The sequence below is a fragment of the Micromonospora sp. USAFONa4 genome (genome assembly GCF_057197825.1).
In genome coordinates this window covers 7,159,085-7,174,534 of record NZ_CM170072.1, presented here as the reverse complement: position 1 = coordinate 7,174,534, position 15,450 = coordinate 7,159,085, and the positions used below count along the sequence as shown (strand labels likewise).

Below are 15,450 nucleotides of genomic sequence, written 5' to 3'. Positions count from 1 at the left end.
CGTCCTTTGTAAGCAGTACGTCTTGAAGGGAAACAACTGAATATGGACCGCACCGAGTACCGCTACCACAACTCCGTCCGGAACTGCGTTCTGGAGTGGGGCGACAATCCGGATTCGCCCTACCAGCCCGCCGGGCGGGCTATGGCGAAGGCCCTGAAGTCGCTGGGGATGTCTCGGAACGAGGGTAACTCCGACCGGGTTTTCATCACCGTTCGTCGCACCATCGGTGCTCCCGATTACTACACCCTGTTCGTCAAGGACCGAGCGACCGCTGAGAGGGTTGCCAAGGAGGTCTGGAAGGACTCCCGAGTCGAGACGGTCGATGTGAACGGCACGGCGTTCCCGAAGCGGACCCCTGAGGAAGAGCTGGAAGCCTTCAAGCGGGAGGTCTACGAGGTGGCCGCTCGGACGAAGCGCACTGAGGGCTGGTGCGACGGAGGCTTCGAGGCTGCCATGAAGGAGCTGGGGATCGAGATCCCGAAGCGGAAGACTCGGGTCGTTCTCGAATTCGAGGTTCCGGCGGACGTTAACCCGGACGACTTCGATTCGGTGAAGAAGTACATCACCTCCCTCGGATTCCACTGGGAGAAGCTGTACGACTCGATGAAGACTGTCGAGCCGATCGAGGGCTGAGGGCCAAAAACGTGCACACCATCCGGAAATTTTGGGGCCGGGTTACCTCAGGCCGATGGAAGGTCATTCATTCTGACAGTGGGCTAGTGATTGCCTCCTGCTGGAAGCGTTCCACCGCTCAGGACATCTCTTCGGAGTTCAACGAGCATCTTCAGTTCATCGGCTCGAAGAGCCAGTGCGTAGTGAGGTGGATGTAAATGGGTTGGAAGAAGAACGACAGGGAATTCCTTCCCGATCAGACTCGGGTTCGGTGGCACGGCGTTGAGGGCACGGCGCAGAACATTTATTCCCGAGCGCCGGAAGACTTCATTCGGGTTGGGGGAATGGGTGACAACTGGGTGAACTACATCCATTACCTCAACCTCGAAGTCTGGGAGGACGAGAAGCCTGAGCCTCCGGCTCCGCTCTACGAAGTGACGGACTACTACCAGGAGACGGCAACGGGGGCGCTCTACAAGAGGCAGTACGACCCGAAGACGATTCAGTATCACTACATCTGCGTGAACGCGATCAAGCCATCGCTGCGGTCCACCACGACCACCCCACCCGCCGGCTTCAAGCGTCTCTACAAGGAGGTCTGAGGGTGGTTACGTACCTCTACCGGGCTGTCTGGTCTCCGAGCTATTCCCAGTGCCTTACGGGCTACGACGACAACGAGGAGTTCGTACACACCGACCGGGTTTGGTCCACCGAGAAGGAGAACGTCTACACCAACTCCATCGGAGATCAGTTCCACGTCCTCTCCTGGGCTCCGGACGGTAGCGGGTACCACGACAGCAAGGGGGAGTAGTGCGGCCTCTGAAGGGGCTCAAGAAGTTTCGCCAGGAGCCTCGGTACGTGCACCAGCGTTCGGAGGGCCTGACGGTGCGGCGCACCAACGGTGGCACCAAGGAACTGATTCGGGAGAAGAAGTGACGTTCCGGGAAGATATGAGGGCTGTCCTCACCGATCCCAGGTTCGTGCTCTTTGAACTGGTGTTCTGGTTTTTCTGGTTCCTGGCTCACGGGCTGACAGAATGGACGAACCTCTGATGCACATCTTCCATCGGTGGGGGAAGTGGGAGACCATATCCGGCAAGCAGTGGTGGCACTGGTCGGACGGGACGCACTCCTCTACTCCTCAGACCTTCCAGTGCCGCGAGTGTTTTAAGTGTGGCAAGCGGAAGATTGTCAAACTGCACTCCTGACGTAACTGAATACACAACTGAATAGAAGGAAGGGGGCTCCTGGTCGGGAGCCCCCTTCCTATGAAGGGACCTCAGTGAAGCTCTCTCCTCCGAAGAACATCAACTACGCTGCCCAGGTAGTTCGGGTGCGCAAGGTGAACGTTCTCCCCAACTGCGATAACGTCGTGGGCATCCCGGTCCTGGGTTATCAGGCGATCGTCTCGAAGGATACGGAGGTTGGCGACCTCGGGATTGTGTTCTCCGCCGAGACTCAGCTCTCCGAGCGGTACGCCGCAGCCAACAACCTTCACCGGCATGAGAACTTGAACGCTGACCCGACCCAGAAGGGTTACCTCGAAGACAACCGGCGGGTAAAGGCACTGAAGTTCCGGGGTCACCGCAGCGACGCCCTGTTCATGCCGCTGTCCAGTCTTTCTGGGTTCTTCTCGGAGTGGGACCAGTTCAAGGAGGGTGACACCTTCGATGAGCTGGAAGGCAACGAGATCTGCCAGAAGTACGTCCCCCGTGGCAACCGAGCTGGTCTGCCGGTAGCCAAGCGGCAGCGTAACGAGCGGGTAGACGACAAGCTCTTCCCCAAGCACTTCGATACGCCGAACTACTTCCGGGTGTCCGAGACGATCCTCCCGGAGGATCATGTTGTGCTCACCCAGAAGCTTCATGGTACGAGCATCCGGGTCGGTCACACCCTCGTGGAGCGCAAGCTCACCTGGAAGGACAGGCTCGCTCGGTTCCTGGGCGCGTCCATTCAGGAGCGGGAGTGGGCGTACGTCTACGGCTCTCGGAACGTCACCAAGGACCCGAGCAACCCGAACCTTCCGAAGGACTTCTACGGCAGCGACGTATACACCGAGATCGGGAGTCGCCTAGAGGGTCTTCTCCCGAAGGGGTACATCGTTTACGGCGAGATCATCGGCTGGGTTCCTGGGACTAACACCCCAATCCAGAAGGGCTACACCTACTGCCTTCCTGAGGGTGTAGCGGAGCTGTATGTCTACCGGGTTGCTGTCCTTAACGAGGATGGTCGGACGGTTGACCTGAGTTGGTCTGCGGTCAAGGAGTTCTGCGAGTCGATTGGGTTGGAGACGGTTCCTGAGTTGACGAGTGGCGAGGCAGACGAAGAGGCTGTGCTGCCTTACCTGGATATTCGGCTGGCTGACCACTTCAAGGACGCTCTTCCCACCGACCCTGGAATGGTCGATGAGGGCGTGTGCCTTCGCGTCGAGGGGATGACTCCCCTGATCGTCAAGGCGAAGTCTCCGAAGTTCTTCGAGTACGAAACGAAGCTGCTCGACAAGGGCGAGCAGTCTCTTGAGGAGGACAACTGAATATGGGCAACTTCGAGGAGACCTTTAAGGGTCTGCTGCTGGAATTCATTCGGAAGAATGGCGCTGCCGCAACCGAAGTCACTGGCTGGGACGAAGATGTCGACGTGTACGCCTACGGGGGTTGTCACACCTGCGGTCCTGAGTACGACAAGGAGTACGAGGTCTGGATTTACTACATTCCGGACGACCAGTTTCAGTTCGGCAGTACGTACATCTACAAGGGGAAGTTCGGAGACCTCCTAGACGAGCTGGTTCGTGTTGCGGAGGAGAAGGGTCTGTGAAGATCCTCGCTGAAGACCTCCACCGACTCTGCTACAACGCCATTCAGTTCTCCTCCAAGGGCAGCAGCCTCGATGGGGTGGTGATGTTCTCTGGTGGAACTCACGGTCTCTCTGTGTTCGCCTCGGACGATTACGTAGCAATGGTGGACCGAGCTGATGTCAAGTCGGACGCGCCGATTGCCTTCCACCTGGGCCTGAAGGAGGTCAAGGAGCTTGAGAAGGCTCTCCGGACCATTGAGGGCCAGGTGCAGACACAGTTTCCGGTGGGGGAGAACGCCCTTGAGGTGATGTGGAAGGTGGAGAACCCCGAGGACGTTCACTCCATCCTCCTTCAGATCGTCTCTGAGCCTCCGGACTTCTCGGGGGTGGTAGAGGTGGTCCACAGTGAGCCCAATCCGTTTACGGGCGAGTACAGCCCGTCTGCGGAGCCGTTTGCGATCCGTGGGGAACGGTTCACGAAGTTCCGGCTTCTGAAGACTCCTGAGAGTCCGTCGTGCAGGGACGGTTACCCCGTGGACTTCCTCTGGGACGGTCAGATCATCCGGTGGAAGTGCGGTCCGTATCTGCGGGGTGTCGTGGGGCCTCTGGCTCGACGGTCGTTCGTGGATCAGATCAGTGGCGTCGAGGTCACTGGCATCAAGGATCTGTACGCACAAGAGGAGGGGGTGTTGTGGTGAGGGTTCCGTATTGGTTCCACATCTTTGCGTGCTTCTGTGTCGGCTGGACCGTCATGGATATCCTGGGGATGATCTTCGAGTGAGGGGGAGCCGGCAGCAACCCCGAAGATCCCGTTAAGCTAGTCCCGCAAGGTAACACCACAACTGAATAAGCCTGGGGGCCCTGGCTTATTGCCAGGGCCCCTTTTGGCTAGGAGTGAAATGACCCAGCGTAGGTACACGCGGTCGTTCTCTCAGCTCAGTAACTACGCGAAGTGCTCCGAGATGTTCCGGCTAGAGAGGTTCGTGAAGCCTCGGCTTCCCAAGCGCCCCGCTAGCTGGCTCGCAGGCGGGATTGCTATCCAGTCTGCTGCGGACGACTGGGAAACCTCCGGTCGTCGGTACGACCTCGAAGGGATGTTCACGGAGTATTACTGGCGAGAGATTGACAACCTGAAGGCCGAGCAACCAGACCCCTCCTACTGGATCAAGCCCCCTAGGTCCACGGTCGAGAAGGACATCGAGAACCGGCTTGCTCTGGGAATCAAGAACTGGGTTCCCAATTACCTCCGGTACGCAGACCAGGGCGAATGGGAGATCTGGGAGGACCCATTCGGAGACCCCGCTATTGAGCTGGAATGCACCTGGGAATTCCCCAGTGGTGTAGCCATCAATATGGCTATCGACCGAATTCTCTACTGGCGAGAGAAGAACATCTGCACCATCGAGGATTTGAAGTCCGGCAACCGGATCGATGATCCGAGACAGCTAGGGCTCTACCTGTTCGTAGCGAACAAGCTATTCGAGGAGTTCCTTCCAGCCCCGATTGAGCACGCACGCTTTTGGTACTTCAAGGATGGTGTTGCTGGGGAATGGGAGACTCCGTCTCGATGGACCGAGGAATACCTTGACGCTGAGTACAGCGCATTGGATCGGGGGATTCAGAACAGGGTATTCATTGCGTCCCCGAGTAGCGACAACTGCGGGCTCTGCGGTGTACGTGAATGGTGTCGGCTCAAGGGTTATCTCGCTGAGGGTGAACCCCTGAAGTAGGAAAGGACAACTGAATATGTCTAACCTCTACGATTTCGATTCGTACGAGAGAGAGTCTGACATCCCCGGTTATGAGGTGGTCGCTTCGTTCGGGGAGTGGGACTATTCCTGGTCCGAGATGCGTATCTACAAGCGCGATCACCGACTGTGCTACATCACTGACAGCGGTTGTTCTTGCTACGGCTGGGATGACACCCCGAAGAGCGAAGCAGACCTGATTGATCTGCCGACTCTTGAGTCTGCTCGGAATGCTGTCAAGGACTTCATGGGCAAGAACGACGCAGAGCGCTACCCGTCCACGGTCCTGGATGCCGTCGAGAAGTTCCGTGAGCTGGGGCTGCGGTAATGGACTTCAAGGAACTCATCGGTCGGGCCCTTGTCGACAAGGTTCGAGCTGGCAAGGGTAGCCGGCACAAGCCCGGCTTTCTCAAGAAGCGCACCAGTAAGCGAGAGAAGACCCGGTTGTTCTGGGTCAAGAACCCTGATGTCAAGCCGTGGCCGCTTCGCCCTCGGCTTCCCAACAAGCTGATCCTGAAGAGACGCAATGACCCGGCAGCTTAGAGCGGTAGTGCTGCTGCCACCGAACCTAAAGGACGACCCGAGTCTCCTAGAAATCCTTATCCCCCTAGCTCTTGAGGCTCTTGCCAAACGAGCTGAGAACGTCAGGGATCTGGAATTTCAAGGCTTCGAGGATGACCGGATTGAAGTAGACCCGGGCGAATACATCGAGATCACCCGAGCAAACTTCGTTGCTCGTGGACGACCGAAGGAAGAGGAAGAACTTGGCTGACGACAACGGTTTCCCGAATATCCACATCGACTTCGTTGCCAACGGCGATTTCGTGCACCTGCGTACGAACTCTGGTGGCGAGATGGCTGAGGTCATCGACGGCTTCGAGAAGAACGCCAAGGAGATCTTCACGGGCATCGGCAACATCAAGCAGGCTGCTCTTGTAAACGGGGTGTTCTCCGGGAACGCGAACACCCAGGGGGGCGGTAGCTCTGCGCCGAAGTCTGCTGCGGCTAACTCCGCTCCTGGCGAGATCCCGGAGTGCCCGGAGCACGGCAAGGCCAAGGATATGCGCGGCAAGACCAAGAAGGACGGTACGCCGTACCAGTACCGCTACTACTGCTCGAAGTTCGGTTGCCAGACGTTCAAGGGTGCAGGGGAGTGGGTTGCATGAGCAACATCAAGGCTGAGTTTCACACCCCACCAGTTGTCCGGGAGATTGTCCTGAGGCTTCCTGAGGTGGAGGCTCGTCGGCTGATGTACTTGATGAACCATAAAATCACGTGGCATTCAGACAGGTTCGGCAGTACCGCTGAGCAGGTCTACGGGGCTCTTGATGACCTCGGGGTCGAGGAGGCGTAGCCCTGAATAGCCTCTCTCTGGCTATGCGCGCTCGGGGGAAGGGCGGGGAACCTTTGCCCTCGGCCTTCCCCCAGCTCGACAGCCTCAGGGCGTTCGCCCGACGAGGCCAAATGGGGCTAACTGCTGCTGCTAGTGGTGGCGGCAAAACTGCCTTCTGGACTCACTGGGTAATGAACGCCCGCTACGACGACATCTATCCGATTCCGACGCTGTATTTCTCGTCCGACTCTGACACGGCGACGGTAGGAGTCCGGGCAGTACAGGGCGTCTTCGAGTGTACCCAGGAGGAGGCTGAAGAGAAGCTGAAGGAGCCGGGGGGTTGGGAGAGTTTCCACGAGGCTACCGAGCACGTTTGGTGGGATTTCACGGTAGCTCCTGAGCTAACCCACATGGACGCGGAGATCGATGCGTACGCGGTAGCCAACGGGGAGTATCCACATCTGATTGTCGTGGACAACCTTATGGATGTCGACTCCGGTTACGGAGCTGATGAGAACAGCAATCAGCGTGAGGCTCTTCTCTGGGGGGCGGCTAAGGCTCGGGAGACAGGGGCTCATGTGCATTTCCTTCACCACGTTACGGGGGATAACGTCGAGGGGAATGCTCCGATGGGGAAGCGCAGCTTGATGAACAAAGTTGATAAGCGACCTCGGCTGATTCTCACGATGTTCCAGGACCCGGAGATGATCGGTTACCTGAACGTCTCAGTAGTAAAGAACTCTTCGGGCAAGGCTCAGAGTGATGGAGGGTTGTTTGTTCGCATCCCATGGACGCCTGAAAGGAGCTGGTTTGGATGAACTGGGGGAGTGATCCTGATGTAGCTCTGTTCATCGGTGGTCCGAAGGATGGGGAAATCGAGAGCATCGGTGGAACTGATTTCATGATGATCCAGGACGCGCCGGTGGCGCTCTACTCGGCCCTGGACCCGACGCCTGTTCATTACATCACCGGCCAGAAGACCTCGTACCTTCGGGGGAAGGTGCGAATGGGATCGGGCGAGACGGTAACGGTGATGTTCGACAGTCAGCTTGACCTCATGACGGTTATGCGTCGAGCTGAGGCTGAGTGGCACCCGAACCACTGGGCGTACGCCGTCGGTGGACTCATTCCTTCGCCGTTTGTCAATAGTTACCACTATCCCCAGCGATGGATAGCTGGGATTGCCGACGACATCAAGCCCGATACCCGTACTGACGAAGAGAAGTTGGCCTGGCTTCACGATGACAACGGGAAGGAATTTCTTTGATCGGCACCAAGGGCTATTGGATCGATGACAACGACTACTGCGAGATCATCGGCGTAATTGATGAGAGCGCGGGGGTCTACGAGTTTCAGACCCTAAGCCCCGAGGAGTTCCATCTCTGGCGGGGTTTCATCGAGCACTTTTCGCCTGAGTTGCAGGAGGAGATCTGATGCTGACTGAGTACGAGGTCGAAGACCTGCTTCTTGAGCACAAGCAGGACCCGACTGACGAGGATGAAGAGTCGTTCTCCTGGCATGACTGGCAGGAGATGATTCCCTGGCGCGAGAAGGAGGCGATCGTTGATGTCCTCGGCCTTGGTCCTGTGAAGGTTTGGGAGCACGACTTCAACGGCGTTCAGACCACCACTCTTTGGATGATGTTCCAGGTGGGCAACCGAGTCTTCCGAAAGGAAGGCTGGTACGAATCCCACTGCGGAACGCACTGGGACGGGTTCTTCTCTGAGGTCAAGCCTGTTCAGAAGGTCGTCACGGACTACGAGGTGATCTAGAAATGCACATCGTCATTGGCTCGACGGCAATCAAAGACCACTTCGAGGATTTTCCCCGAGAGCCCAAGGACTACGACGTTCTTTCTAGCTGGTACCCGAGGGATCTCAATGGGGATGTCTTCTTCGATGAGAAGCTTCGGCAGTTCTGGCAAAAGGACGAAGAGCGTCCGGCAACCCCGGATGAGCTTTACACCATCAAGCTCAGCCACGCCTTCTGGGAGTTGCCTAATGGCTCCTGGGGGAAGCACATGGCAGACCTGATGTTCCTGAAGCACAAGGGGTGTCAGGTCATCGAGCCCCTTTACAAGCTCCTCTACGAGATCTGGACCGAGAAGCACGGCTCCAAGAAGATGGACCTCACCAAGGAGGCTGACAGCTTCTTCAAGGATGCGGTCCAGCGCAAGTACGACCACGACAGTCTGCACTACTCGGTTGCGTACACCCCTGGGAAGCCTTTGTACGAGCTGTTCCTGAAGGACGGCCACTCCGTCGACATGGATATGTCGAAGGTCTGGGCTGCGGACTTCGATACTCAAGTCCGACTGTTCCGCGAAGAGGTGTACGCCACGGCGTTGGAACGCATCGTCATCCCGAGGAATTACATCGGTAGCCCTGGGGCTGCGTACCACTGGGCACTGCGCCGCACAATCACCAGTCTAACGAGAGGGAAGAGTGCTCGGTTTATTGCGGAGAACTACGACCTGTTCCACCGTCCAGATATGGACTATGTACGCCATCACCGAGAGAACTCGCATTTTCTGATCCCCTTGGAGGAGAGCAAGTGAACGAGGACATCAAGCAGCGTTGGGTAGCCGCTCTCCGTAGTGGGGAGTTCGAGCAGGGCAGGGACCACCTGTGTGAGGGTGGCAAGTATTGCTGCCTCGGAGTGCTCTCAGAACTGGCTGTCCGAGACGGAGTTATCGCCCCCGCCCAGGAGGCGACTTCTCCGAGTGGGGACCCCATCTCGGGCCTCGCCTACGACGGAAACCGTCACCACCTCCCCGAGTCTGTTGCCAGGTGGGCTGGACTCACCGAAGAGTGGGAGGGCTGGGATGGTGAGATCCACACTGATTACTTGTCCAACCCCGCCGTTGATGGTGACGCCTTGGCAGACCTGAATGATGAGGGCGTCACGTTTGCTGAGCTGGCAGATCTGATTGAGGAGAAGCTGTGATGAACTGCCCTACGTGTGGTCAGATCACCAACGACATTGCCTCGAAGCTTCAGATTGCTGACAGGTGGTGGACGCTAGAGGATCTGACGAAGGGTCGGACGCTCCACATCGCCGACATCGGCTCCGTCGAGATGGTGTCTCCTCCTGGGCCTGCGGAGTACGACTCCTACGGCGAGACCACCAGTGGTCCGGTGTTCATGGTGCTGAAGGTCGATGGTCGCTTCTTCAAGAAGGAGGGCACTCGAAGCTCCTACGGCGGTACCGAGTGGGATGGCCCCTGCCGTGAGGTGAAGGCTGAGCCCAGGACCGTTACCGTTTTCGATTACGTCTGATCTCTGGGGAGACAACTGAATATGGCTACCTGCCCGTACTGCACCAGCACTGTTGCTGATGACAATCCTGTCTTCGTTGCCATGCAGCTTGAGGAGAAGCTTCGCGGACAGTGGAGCTATGCGGAGCACGATTCTTCCTCGTACTTCAAGGCTTGGCCAATCGGCCACAAGATGCGCATTGATGGCATCGGGGACGCAGAGGTTGTTGCCAAGAAGGTTAAGCCCGATCTCGATGAGATGGAGACCGGCTACTTCGAGGATGGCTCCTACCCGCAGGGCACGGAGTACAGCTCGTACGTGGTCCTGAAGATCGGTGAGTACTTCTACAAGACCACTGGTGAAGGTGACAGCTACGGCGAGATCGTCTGGTCAAACGTCGTCAAGCCCGTTACCCCGAAGGAAGAGACTCGGGTCGTTTACACCTTCGGCTGAGTGAAGGCGAGGGGGACAGGCCGGTAAACCTGTCCCCCTCTGTCCGAGGCTGCCCTAGATCCAAGGGTGCCCGCAACGACCGCACACATCGCTATTTGAATACGGTCCCGCACACCGTACCACAACTAAATAACGAGGAGTATTCGTGTCTTCTACGTACACCGTCGCTGAGCTTGACCAGTGGATGACCAACGACTTCGAGGTGACCCGAGAGGGTTACTACGGACCTGTCACCTTCACCCCCGATGACGGCGACCTTTGGTCTCTTCTGAAGTACGAGGAGGTCAATGATGTCCCCAGCCCGTTCGGAGTGATCACCCGAGAGGCTGACTATGGCGGCGAGGGCCAGGGCGAGGACTACTGGGTTGTCGTGAAGGTGACCTCTGAGGGTGGCACCGAGAGGTTCTTCCGGATGGACGGCTGGTACGCCTCGTACTCCGGTGGTGAGCTGGATGGCGAGCCCTACGAGGTTAAGCCGACTCCGAAGACGGTGGTGTTCTATGAGTAAGAGGAAGCCCGCCGCAATCATCGTGGACATCGACGGCACTGTGGCGGACAAGGGTGAGCGGTCGCCCTACGACTACTCGAAGGTCCATGAGGACACGGTTATCGAGCCCATTCGGGACCTCGTTGGCATCCTCGGTCGCGGTATCAGCTCCCAGGGCGTTCTTTGCTACACCCTGTTTGTCTCCGGTCGGTCAGAGGAATGCTACGACCTGACCTCGGATTGGCTGAGGGACAACGGCCTCTATGGCGATGAGCTGATTATGCGCCCCGAGCGTGACTATCGCCCGGATGAGGTCGTGAAGCGAGAGATCTATGAGCGCTGCATCGAGCCTGTCTACGACGTTCGATACGTCCTGGACGACCGCAACAAGGTCGTTGCGATGTGGCGGGATCTCGGTCTGACTGTGCTTCAGGTAGCGGATGGGGATTTTTAATCCTTGGCTGACTGCGTAACGTGTGGTGATCTCTTGGTCGGCAGTCAAAAGAAGTTCTGCAAGAAGGATGCTTGCAAGAAGACTGCCGGCCGAGAGGCCCACCTTCAAAGAACCTATGGCATCGGCCAAGCGGATTGGGATCACATCTGGGAAGCCCAGGGTCGCAGGTGTGCCATCTGTCAGCGAGAGCCCCGGCTGAAAGCTGACGGCACCAGGGAGACATTCCACCTGGACCACGAGCACGCGGTAAAGCAGAGCGGTCCTATTCGGGGCATCCTCTGCCCTTACTGCAACACCCGTCTAGTAGGCCGCCTCAAGAGCCACGAGAGAGCCCAGCAGCTTGCGGACTACCTACGTGACCCTCCGGCTACGAAAGCCCTTGGAAAGACCGTTGTGGCCCCTGGAAGGCCACCCAAGAAGCGAGCGCCGAGGAAGAGGAAGAGATGATTCAGTTTCGTCACCACCCGGACCGCACCGTAGAACTTGACCTTTCAATGGTTGACGAAGGTATCTGGTATCCGATTCCGTATTCGGACCTTGCCTATCGGGTGTGGTTCAGCTCCGACAGCAACGACATCGATCGCATCGAGATCAAGAATGAGGACGAGGTTGACTGGGGTGAGGAGGACGAGTACGACGAAGAGACCGACCCCACCCTGGATACGTACGCCGGCCAGGGAGAGGATCAGTGAACTGCTACCCCAAGCCCATTGGTTGTGGTCGGGAGATCGCTCCGGAGGAATTCCTTTCCTGGGACTACCTCTCTCAGAGCGAATTCCAGATCTCTGGGCTGTGTCTTGATCCTTGTCAGAATGAATGGTTCGCCGAGGATGATGAGGATTGGGATGACTACGACCTGAACGGCGAACCGCCATTCTGAGGAGGACTAATTGGGTCTCTCCGAGAGTATGCCCATCCTCCCCCTCCTCGAAGCTTGGGGATTCCACGATGTCCACCCTGATAGAGGGTGGCACACGGTTACGTGCGTACTCCACGGGGACAGGCATAAGTCTGGTCGAGCGAACACCATTGAGAACGCGTACAAGTGCCAAGCCTGCGACGCAAAGGGTGACACCCTGAGCCTGATTATGCAACAGAGGAGGTTAGATGTCGCTGGTGCCATCCGATATTATGAGGAAGTCGCTCGAATTCAGGTCCCGAAAGTATCAGGAAAACCTACCGGGAAGTCTGGCCGAAGAATACCTAATGGAGGAACGGCGTCTTTCGAGAGAGGCCGTGGCACACTTCCGTCTAGGCTTCACGGGCGACGACCCGGAGGTAGGCGACCCGGCAGCTAGGCTCTGCATCCCCTATTGGAGTTGGTCTGGGCCACTGCAACTGCGGTTCAGGTCTCTCACCGAGGGACAGAAGCCTAAGTATCTCGGCTCCTCTGGTGCGAGCAACACCCTCTATAACACTGTGGCCCTCAGAGGCATGGACCAGACGGTGTATATCACCGAGGGAGAGATTGACTGTATAACCGCTTGGATGTGCGGTCTGCCGACCGTGGGTATCCCGGGCTCAAGCAACTGGAAGTCTGGGTTCTGGCGGCTGTTCAGATATCGCACCGTTGTGGTTCTCGCTGATGGCGACGAAGCCGGCGAGAAGCTAGGGGGAGCCATCAGAGCGGACGTTGAAGACGTTAAGATCGTAACGTTCCCAGAGAAGCAGGATGTCAACAGTTTCTTTGTGGAGCACGGCCGAGAAGAACTGCGAAAGTTCGTGGGGGCAAACAATTGAATAATGACGACGCCAACGGTCCTACTGACACCTACGGTGAGATCTTCCAACTGAATACCGCAATCGTCGGTTTCACTCGGGAGAAGATCGTAGAGGTTCAGGCTCTTGCTGGCCTCCATCGGGACGTAGCCAACAAGTACGACGACATCGCAGAGATGCTTGCTCAGGCCGCTGCTACGTCGGCTCAGCTCATCGGAGACGCCCTGATTCAGGAGATGGGTCTTGGTGGCGGGGAGGACGATGAGGATGACGACTGAGCCCGATTACGTGTGGCGAGGAGATCCGGCTGATTGCCCGCCGGGAAAGTATCTCTATCACGAGCTGGCAGAGCCCTTCGAGAGGTACACCTACGGTGGCTGCCCTGAGCAGAAGGACGCTCCTGAGCACAGCGTCATGGGTGACTTCGATGAGTTCCAGGTGAAGTCCTCCGGTCAGAAGGTGTTCCCCTCTGGGGCTATGCGGGATTCCGCTACGGACAAGCCTCGGTACGACCTGATCGACCCAGGGTTTCTCTTCCGGTTCGCAGAGCATATGCGCAAGGGCGCTGAGCACTACGGCGAGCACAACTGGACCAAGGGGATTCCGTCGAGCAACTACATGGCGAGTCTCATGAGGCACGTCGAGGCTTACCGACGTGGTGAGCGGGATGAAGACCACCTGGCGGCAGCAGTCTTCAACATCATGGGGCTGATGCGGAATGAGCACAGCCGACTTGATGACCTCTACGATTGGAGGACGATTGAAGACGCTGCTAATTGACATCGAGACTGCGCCGAATATGGCGTACGTCTGGGGCCTCTGGAAGCAGGACGTTCCTCTTCCGATGCTGATTAAGCCCAGCTATATGTTGTGCTTCGCGGCGAAGTGGTACGGGGAAAGCGGCACGTATTTCTGGTCTCTCCAAGATGGCAAAGAGGAGATGCTTCAGTGGGCTTGGAACTACCTGGATCAGGCTGATGCAGTAATCCACTACAACGGCAAGTCATTCGACATCCCGATTCTGTATCAGGAGTTCTTGTCCGAGGACATGCCTCCTCCGAGTCCGTTCAAGCAGATTGACTTGAAGCAGGTGGTAGCCAAGAAGTTCCGGCTTCCCAGCAACAAGCTTCAGTACGTCTCAGACCAGCTCCTTCAGCTTGGGGGCAAGGAGGAGACCGGAGGCTTTTCGACCTGGCTTGGGGTGATGAACGATGACCCTGAGGCTTGGGCTCGCTTCGAGACGTACAACCGCAGGGACGTAACGGTTCTTGAAGAGGTCTACGACAGACTTCTTCCTTGGATCGACAACCACCCCAACCGGAATCTCTACCAGGAGGCTCAGGGGTGCCCTAACTGCGGCAGCACGAACCTCGTGAAGGAGGGGCGTGCGTACACCCTTCAGGGGGCTTTCCAGCGGTATTCGTGCAAGAACTGTGGCCGCTGGTCCCGAGGCACCAAGCGACTTGATGGCGTCGATTACGTGGGGGTTAGGTAATGGAGACTGACACGATCACTCTGGTTGTCGGTGGAGAGTCGTATGACATCGGCACGATTGAGGGGCCGTACACCGCAGAAGATCTGGGGAATTTCCTCATCAAGGTCGGGTCGTTGTTGAAGCTGCCGCTGGCGATCCTGGACGTGATGGCTGAGGCTGAGGATGCCTAAGTACGAGTTCGAGGGGACTATCACCCTCTCCTGCTCTGGTGAGGTAGAGGCTGATTCGCTGGAACAGGCGAAGGAGTTTGTCCGCTACGACATGGACTACCACGAGACCGAGCGGTTCACCGAGATCGACTGGATTGGCGAGGTGGAGGATTGAAGATCCTTGATCCACTTGAGGTCTTCGATGACGTAATCCTGAAGATCTCCACTTCAGTCTCCCGAGACTTCCCAGGGGTTGACCGAGAGGACATCTCTCAGCATCTCTACTTGAAGATCTTAGAGAACCGGAGTGAGTTTAAGAGTCCCGATGGAGCGGGGGTCACAGGGGCTCTATGGCGGATGGCAAAGATGTTCGCAGGAGACCAGCGAGCAGAAGCGCTGCATGTGAGTCCGCAGTATTCGTACTCAGCGAAGGACATCAAGAGGATTCTTGAGCACACCTTCGATAGGAATGAGTGGTACGACACGTACGTCCCGGAGGATGCCAAGTCCATCAAGGATTCGGCAGACGAGCTGGACCTTCAGAGCGATATCTCTTGGGCTTGGACTCAGCTCCCCCAGGAGGACCAGAAGGTCATCTTCGAGAAGTACGCACTCCACGATGATCTGACCGAGGCAAAGCGTAAGCGGTGCGACCGAGCTATTGACAAGCTCGTAGAGATCGTGAACACCTATCCTCGCCCTGGTCATCCTCGTACGGCAATCAGCAACACCCGAGCACAGCACATGATTGGGAGTGGCTATGAGTGAGTACCCGAAGGTAACGGTTATTCCAAATCCAGACGGTGACCCGAAGGTCCTCTTCGATGAGGATGAGTTTCCTCGGGTGGTCTGGGATATCAAGGTTCAGCTTGGCTTTGGAACGCCGACTGTGACCCTAGAGATTCCTGCGAGCGCAGTGGAGTTCAAGCGAGTTGATTGATCCCTCAATTC

The 15,450-nt window shown here is 57.3% G+C and carries 32 protein-coding genes and 1 pseudogene; all 33 read left to right on the top strand.

Annotated features, from left to right (window positions below):
• Positions 1-42 precede the first annotated feature (42 nt).
• A complete protein-coding gene (locus AC0OO9_RS31215; protein ID WP_484514458.1) occupies positions 43-633 on the top strand; it encodes a hypothetical protein in 591 nt (196 codons plus the stop codon).
• A 197-nt stretch (positions 634-830) separates the two neighbouring features.
• A complete protein-coding gene (locus AC0OO9_RS31210; protein WP_484514456.1) occupies positions 831-1,214 on the top strand; it encodes a hypothetical protein in 384 nt (127 codons plus the stop codon).
• A 2-nt stretch (positions 1,215-1,216) separates the two neighbouring features.
• On the top strand, positions 1,217-1,423 hold the full coding sequence (locus AC0OO9_RS31205; RefSeq protein ID WP_484514454.1) for a hypothetical protein: 207 nt from the start codon (positions 1,217-1,219) through the stop codon (positions 1,421-1,423).
• Positions 1,424-1,893: 470 nt separating this feature from the next.
• Entirely contained in the window at positions 1,894-3,144 is a 1,251-nt protein-coding gene (locus tag AC0OO9_RS31200) for an RNA ligase family protein (protein ID WP_484514452.1), read from the top strand.
• A 2-nt stretch (positions 3,145-3,146) separates the two neighbouring features.
• Complete coding sequence (locus AC0OO9_RS31195; RefSeq protein ID WP_484514450.1) at positions 3,147-3,425, top strand: hypothetical protein; 279 nt, start codon at positions 3,147-3,149, stop codon at positions 3,423-3,425.
• Positions 3,422-4,102 carry a hypothetical protein gene (locus AC0OO9_RS31190; protein WP_484514448.1) on the top strand — a complete coding sequence of 227 codons (681 nt, stop codon included), beginning with the start codon at positions 3,422-3,424 and terminating at the stop codon, positions 4,100-4,102. Before AC0OO9_RS31195 ends, AC0OO9_RS31190 begins: the two co-directional genes overlap by 4 nt.
• Positions 4,103-4,303: 201 nt before the next feature.
• Positions 4,304-5,134: a PD-(D/E)XK nuclease family protein gene (locus AC0OO9_RS31185; protein ID WP_484514446.1), complete on the top strand. Its 831-nt coding sequence runs from the start codon at positions 4,304-4,306 to the stop codon at positions 5,132-5,134.
• A gap of 16 nt (positions 5,135-5,150) precedes the next feature.
• Positions 5,151-5,480: a DUF7574 domain-containing protein gene (locus AC0OO9_RS31180; RefSeq protein WP_484514445.1), complete on the top strand. Its 330-nt coding sequence runs from the start codon at positions 5,151-5,153 to the stop codon at positions 5,478-5,480.
• A 198-nt stretch (positions 5,481-5,678) separates the two neighbouring features.
• Positions 5,679-5,924: a hypothetical protein gene (locus AC0OO9_RS31175; protein ID WP_484514443.1), complete on the top strand. Its 246-nt coding sequence runs from the start codon at positions 5,679-5,681 to the stop codon at positions 5,922-5,924.
• Positions 5,917-6,318, top strand: coding sequence for a hypothetical protein (locus AC0OO9_RS31170; protein WP_484514441.1), 402 nt, complete (start codon positions 5,917-5,919; stop codon positions 6,316-6,318). Before AC0OO9_RS31175 ends, AC0OO9_RS31170 begins: the two co-directional genes overlap by 8 nt.
• Positions 6,315-6,506 (top strand): hypothetical protein, encoded by a 192-nt coding sequence (locus AC0OO9_RS31165; protein WP_484514439.1) that lies wholly within the window; start codon positions 6,315-6,317, stop codon positions 6,504-6,506. The genes AC0OO9_RS31170 and AC0OO9_RS31165 overlap by 4 nt, the downstream gene beginning before the upstream one ends.
• Before the next feature lie 23 nt (positions 6,507-6,529).
• On the top strand, positions 6,530-7,303 hold the full coding sequence (locus tag AC0OO9_RS31160; protein ID WP_484514438.1) for an AAA family ATPase: 774 nt from the start codon (positions 6,530-6,532) through the stop codon (positions 7,301-7,303).
• Positions 7,300-7,752 carry a hypothetical protein gene (locus AC0OO9_RS31155; RefSeq protein WP_484514437.1) on the top strand — a complete coding sequence of 151 codons (453 nt, stop codon included), beginning with the start codon at positions 7,300-7,302 and terminating at the stop codon, positions 7,750-7,752. Before AC0OO9_RS31160 ends, AC0OO9_RS31155 begins: the two co-directional genes overlap by 4 nt.
• Entirely contained in the window at positions 7,749-7,919 is a 171-nt protein-coding gene (locus AC0OO9_RS31150) for a hypothetical protein (RefSeq protein ID WP_484514435.1), read from the top strand. Before AC0OO9_RS31155 ends, AC0OO9_RS31150 begins: the two co-directional genes overlap by 4 nt.
• Positions 7,919-8,257 (top strand): hypothetical protein, encoded by a 339-nt coding sequence (locus tag AC0OO9_RS31145; protein ID WP_484514433.1) that lies wholly within the window; start codon positions 7,919-7,921, stop codon positions 8,255-8,257. The genes AC0OO9_RS31150 and AC0OO9_RS31145 overlap by 1 nt, the downstream gene beginning before the upstream one ends.
• Positions 8,258-8,259: 2 nt before the next feature.
• Positions 8,260-9,042 (top strand): DUF7275 domain-containing protein, encoded by a 783-nt coding sequence (locus AC0OO9_RS31140; protein WP_484514431.1) that lies wholly within the window; start codon positions 8,260-8,262, stop codon positions 9,040-9,042.
• The gene (locus AC0OO9_RS31135; protein ID WP_484514430.1) at positions 9,039-9,431 is read left to right on the top strand and encodes a hypothetical protein; all 393 of its coding nucleotides are present in this window, start codon (positions 9,039-9,041) and stop codon (positions 9,429-9,431) included. Before AC0OO9_RS31140 ends, AC0OO9_RS31135 begins: the two co-directional genes overlap by 4 nt.
• Positions 9,431-9,763 (top strand): hypothetical protein, encoded by a 333-nt coding sequence (locus AC0OO9_RS31130; RefSeq protein WP_484514428.1) that lies wholly within the window; start codon positions 9,431-9,433, stop codon positions 9,761-9,763. The genes AC0OO9_RS31135 and AC0OO9_RS31130 overlap by 1 nt, the downstream gene beginning before the upstream one ends.
• An 81-nt stretch (positions 9,764-9,844) precedes the next feature.
• Complete coding sequence (locus tag AC0OO9_RS31125) at positions 9,845-10,195, top strand: hypothetical protein (protein ID WP_484514427.1); 351 nt, start codon at positions 9,845-9,847, stop codon at positions 10,193-10,195.
• Between the two features lie 145 nt (positions 10,196-10,340).
• Entirely contained in the window at positions 10,341-10,703 is a 363-nt protein-coding gene (locus tag AC0OO9_RS31120; RefSeq protein WP_484514425.1) for a hypothetical protein, read from the top strand.
• The gene (locus AC0OO9_RS31115) at positions 10,696-11,136 is read left to right on the top strand and encodes a phosphatase domain-containing protein (RefSeq protein WP_484514423.1); all 441 of its coding nucleotides are present in this window, start codon (positions 10,696-10,698) and stop codon (positions 11,134-11,136) included. The genes AC0OO9_RS31120 and AC0OO9_RS31115 overlap by 8 nt, the downstream gene beginning before the upstream one ends.
• 3 nt (positions 11,137-11,139) lie before the next feature.
• Positions 11,140-11,583, top strand: a complete 444-nt coding sequence (locus tag AC0OO9_RS31110) for an endonuclease VII domain-containing protein (protein WP_484514421.1) — start codon at positions 11,140-11,142, stop codon at positions 11,581-11,583.
• Positions 11,580-11,828, top strand: coding sequence for a hypothetical protein (locus AC0OO9_RS31105; RefSeq protein WP_484514420.1), 249 nt, complete (start codon positions 11,580-11,582; stop codon positions 11,826-11,828). The genes AC0OO9_RS31110 and AC0OO9_RS31105 overlap by 4 nt, the downstream gene beginning before the upstream one ends.
• The gene (locus AC0OO9_RS31100; protein ID WP_484514418.1) at positions 11,825-12,016 is read left to right on the top strand and encodes a hypothetical protein; all 192 of its coding nucleotides are present in this window, start codon (positions 11,825-11,827) and stop codon (positions 12,014-12,016) included. The genes AC0OO9_RS31105 and AC0OO9_RS31100 overlap by 4 nt, the downstream gene beginning before the upstream one ends.
• 28 nt (positions 12,017-12,044) lie before the next feature.
• Positions 12,045-12,236, top strand: a pseudogene (locus AC0OO9_RS31095) (hypothetical protein); the annotation flags it as partial.
• A gap of 7 nt (positions 12,237-12,243) precedes the next feature.
• A complete protein-coding gene (locus AC0OO9_RS31090; protein WP_484514416.1) occupies positions 12,244-12,876 on the top strand; it encodes a toprim domain-containing protein in 633 nt (210 codons plus the stop codon).
• On the top strand, positions 12,873-13,133 hold the full coding sequence (locus tag AC0OO9_RS31085) for a hypothetical protein (RefSeq protein WP_484514414.1): 261 nt from the start codon (positions 12,873-12,875) through the stop codon (positions 13,131-13,133). The genes AC0OO9_RS31090 and AC0OO9_RS31085 overlap by 4 nt, the downstream gene beginning before the upstream one ends.
• Positions 13,123-13,635 (top strand): dATP/dGTP diphosphohydrolase domain-containing protein, encoded by a 513-nt coding sequence (locus AC0OO9_RS31080; protein WP_484514412.1) that lies wholly within the window; start codon positions 13,123-13,125, stop codon positions 13,633-13,635. The genes AC0OO9_RS31085 and AC0OO9_RS31080 overlap by 11 nt, the downstream gene beginning before the upstream one ends.
• Entirely contained in the window at positions 13,616-14,350 is a 735-nt protein-coding gene (locus AC0OO9_RS31075; RefSeq protein ID WP_484514411.1) for a ribonuclease H-like domain-containing protein, read from the top strand. Before AC0OO9_RS31080 ends, AC0OO9_RS31075 begins: the two co-directional genes overlap by 20 nt.
• The gene (locus AC0OO9_RS31070) at positions 14,350-14,520 is read left to right on the top strand and encodes a hypothetical protein (RefSeq protein WP_484514409.1); all 171 of its coding nucleotides are present in this window, start codon (positions 14,350-14,352) and stop codon (positions 14,518-14,520) included. The genes AC0OO9_RS31075 and AC0OO9_RS31070 overlap by 1 nt, the downstream gene beginning before the upstream one ends.
• Positions 14,513-14,674, top strand: a complete 162-nt coding sequence (locus tag AC0OO9_RS31065) for a hypothetical protein (protein WP_484514407.1) — start codon at positions 14,513-14,515, stop codon at positions 14,672-14,674. The genes AC0OO9_RS31070 and AC0OO9_RS31065 overlap by 8 nt, the downstream gene beginning before the upstream one ends.
• Entirely contained in the window at positions 14,671-15,267 is a 597-nt protein-coding gene (locus AC0OO9_RS31060) for a hypothetical protein (RefSeq protein ID WP_484514405.1), read from the top strand. Before AC0OO9_RS31065 ends, AC0OO9_RS31060 begins: the two co-directional genes overlap by 4 nt.
• Positions 15,260-15,439 carry a hypothetical protein gene (locus tag AC0OO9_RS31055; RefSeq protein WP_484514403.1) on the top strand — a complete coding sequence of 60 codons (180 nt, stop codon included), beginning with the start codon at positions 15,260-15,262 and terminating at the stop codon, positions 15,437-15,439. The genes AC0OO9_RS31060 and AC0OO9_RS31055 overlap by 8 nt, the downstream gene beginning before the upstream one ends.
• Positions 15,440-15,450: the final 11 nt, after the last annotated feature.

Bases quoted from the DNA above. Each gene is read 5' to 3' on its own strand.
- AC0OO9_RS31145 (WP_484514433.1), top strand. From the start codon at position 7,919: ATGCTGACTGAGTACGAGGTCGAAGACCTGCTTCTTGAGCACAAGCAG.
- AC0OO9_RS31180 (WP_484514445.1), top strand. From the start codon at position 5,151: ATGTCTAACCTCTACGATTTCGATTCGTACGAGAGAGAGTCTGACATC.
- AC0OO9_RS31130 (WP_484514428.1), top strand. From the start codon at position 9,431: ATGAACTGCCCTACGTGTGGTCAGATCACCAACGACATTGCCTCGAAG.
- AC0OO9_RS31185 (WP_484514446.1), top strand. From the start codon at position 4,304: ATGACCCAGCGTAGGTACACGCGGTCGTTCTCTCAGCTCAGTAACTAC.
- AC0OO9_RS31055 (WP_484514403.1), top strand. From the start codon at position 15,260: ATGAGTGAGTACCCGAAGGTAACGGTTATTCCAAATCCAGACGGTGAC.
- AC0OO9_RS31125 (WP_484514427.1), top strand. From the start codon at position 9,845: ATGCAGCTTGAGGAGAAGCTTCGCGGACAGTGGAGCTATGCGGAGCAC.
- AC0OO9_RS31090 (WP_484514416.1), top strand. From the start codon at position 12,244: ATGTCGCTGGTGCCATCCGATATTATGAGGAAGTCGCTCGAATTCAGG.
- AC0OO9_RS31115 (WP_484514423.1), top strand. From the start codon at position 10,696: ATGAGTAAGAGGAAGCCCGCCGCAATCATCGTGGACATCGACGGCACT.
- AC0OO9_RS31070 (WP_484514409.1), top strand. From the start codon at position 14,350: ATGGAGACTGACACGATCACTCTGGTTGTCGGTGGAGAGTCGTATGAC.
- AC0OO9_RS31155 (WP_484514437.1), top strand. From the start codon at position 7,300: ATGAACTGGGGGAGTGATCCTGATGTAGCTCTGTTCATCGGTGGTCCG.
- AC0OO9_RS31080 (WP_484514412.1), top strand. From the start codon at position 13,123: ATGACGACTGAGCCCGATTACGTGTGGCGAGGAGATCCGGCTGATTGC.
- AC0OO9_RS31105 (WP_484514420.1), top strand. From the start codon at position 11,580: ATGATTCAGTTTCGTCACCACCCGGACCGCACCGTAGAACTTGACCTT.
- AC0OO9_RS31165 (WP_484514439.1), top strand. From the start codon at position 6,315: ATGAGCAACATCAAGGCTGAGTTTCACACCCCACCAGTTGTCCGGGAG.
- AC0OO9_RS31195 (WP_484514450.1), top strand. From the start codon at position 3,147: ATGGGCAACTTCGAGGAGACCTTTAAGGGTCTGCTGCTGGAATTCATT.
- AC0OO9_RS31065 (WP_484514407.1), top strand. From the start codon at position 14,513: ATGCCTAAGTACGAGTTCGAGGGGACTATCACCCTCTCCTGCTCTGGT.
- AC0OO9_RS31210 (WP_484514456.1), top strand. From the start codon at position 831: ATGGGTTGGAAGAAGAACGACAGGGAATTCCTTCCCGATCAGACTCGG.
- AC0OO9_RS31175 (WP_484514443.1), top strand. From the start codon at position 5,679: ATGACCCGGCAGCTTAGAGCGGTAGTGCTGCTGCCACCGAACCTAAAG.
- AC0OO9_RS31160 (WP_484514438.1), top strand. From the start codon at position 6,530: ATGCGCGCTCGGGGGAAGGGCGGGGAACCTTTGCCCTCGGCCTTCCCC.
- AC0OO9_RS31140 (WP_484514431.1), top strand. From the start codon at position 8,260: ATGCACATCGTCATTGGCTCGACGGCAATCAAAGACCACTTCGAGGAT.
- AC0OO9_RS31215 (WP_484514458.1), top strand. From the start codon at position 43: ATGGACCGCACCGAGTACCGCTACCACAACTCCGTCCGGAACTGCGTT.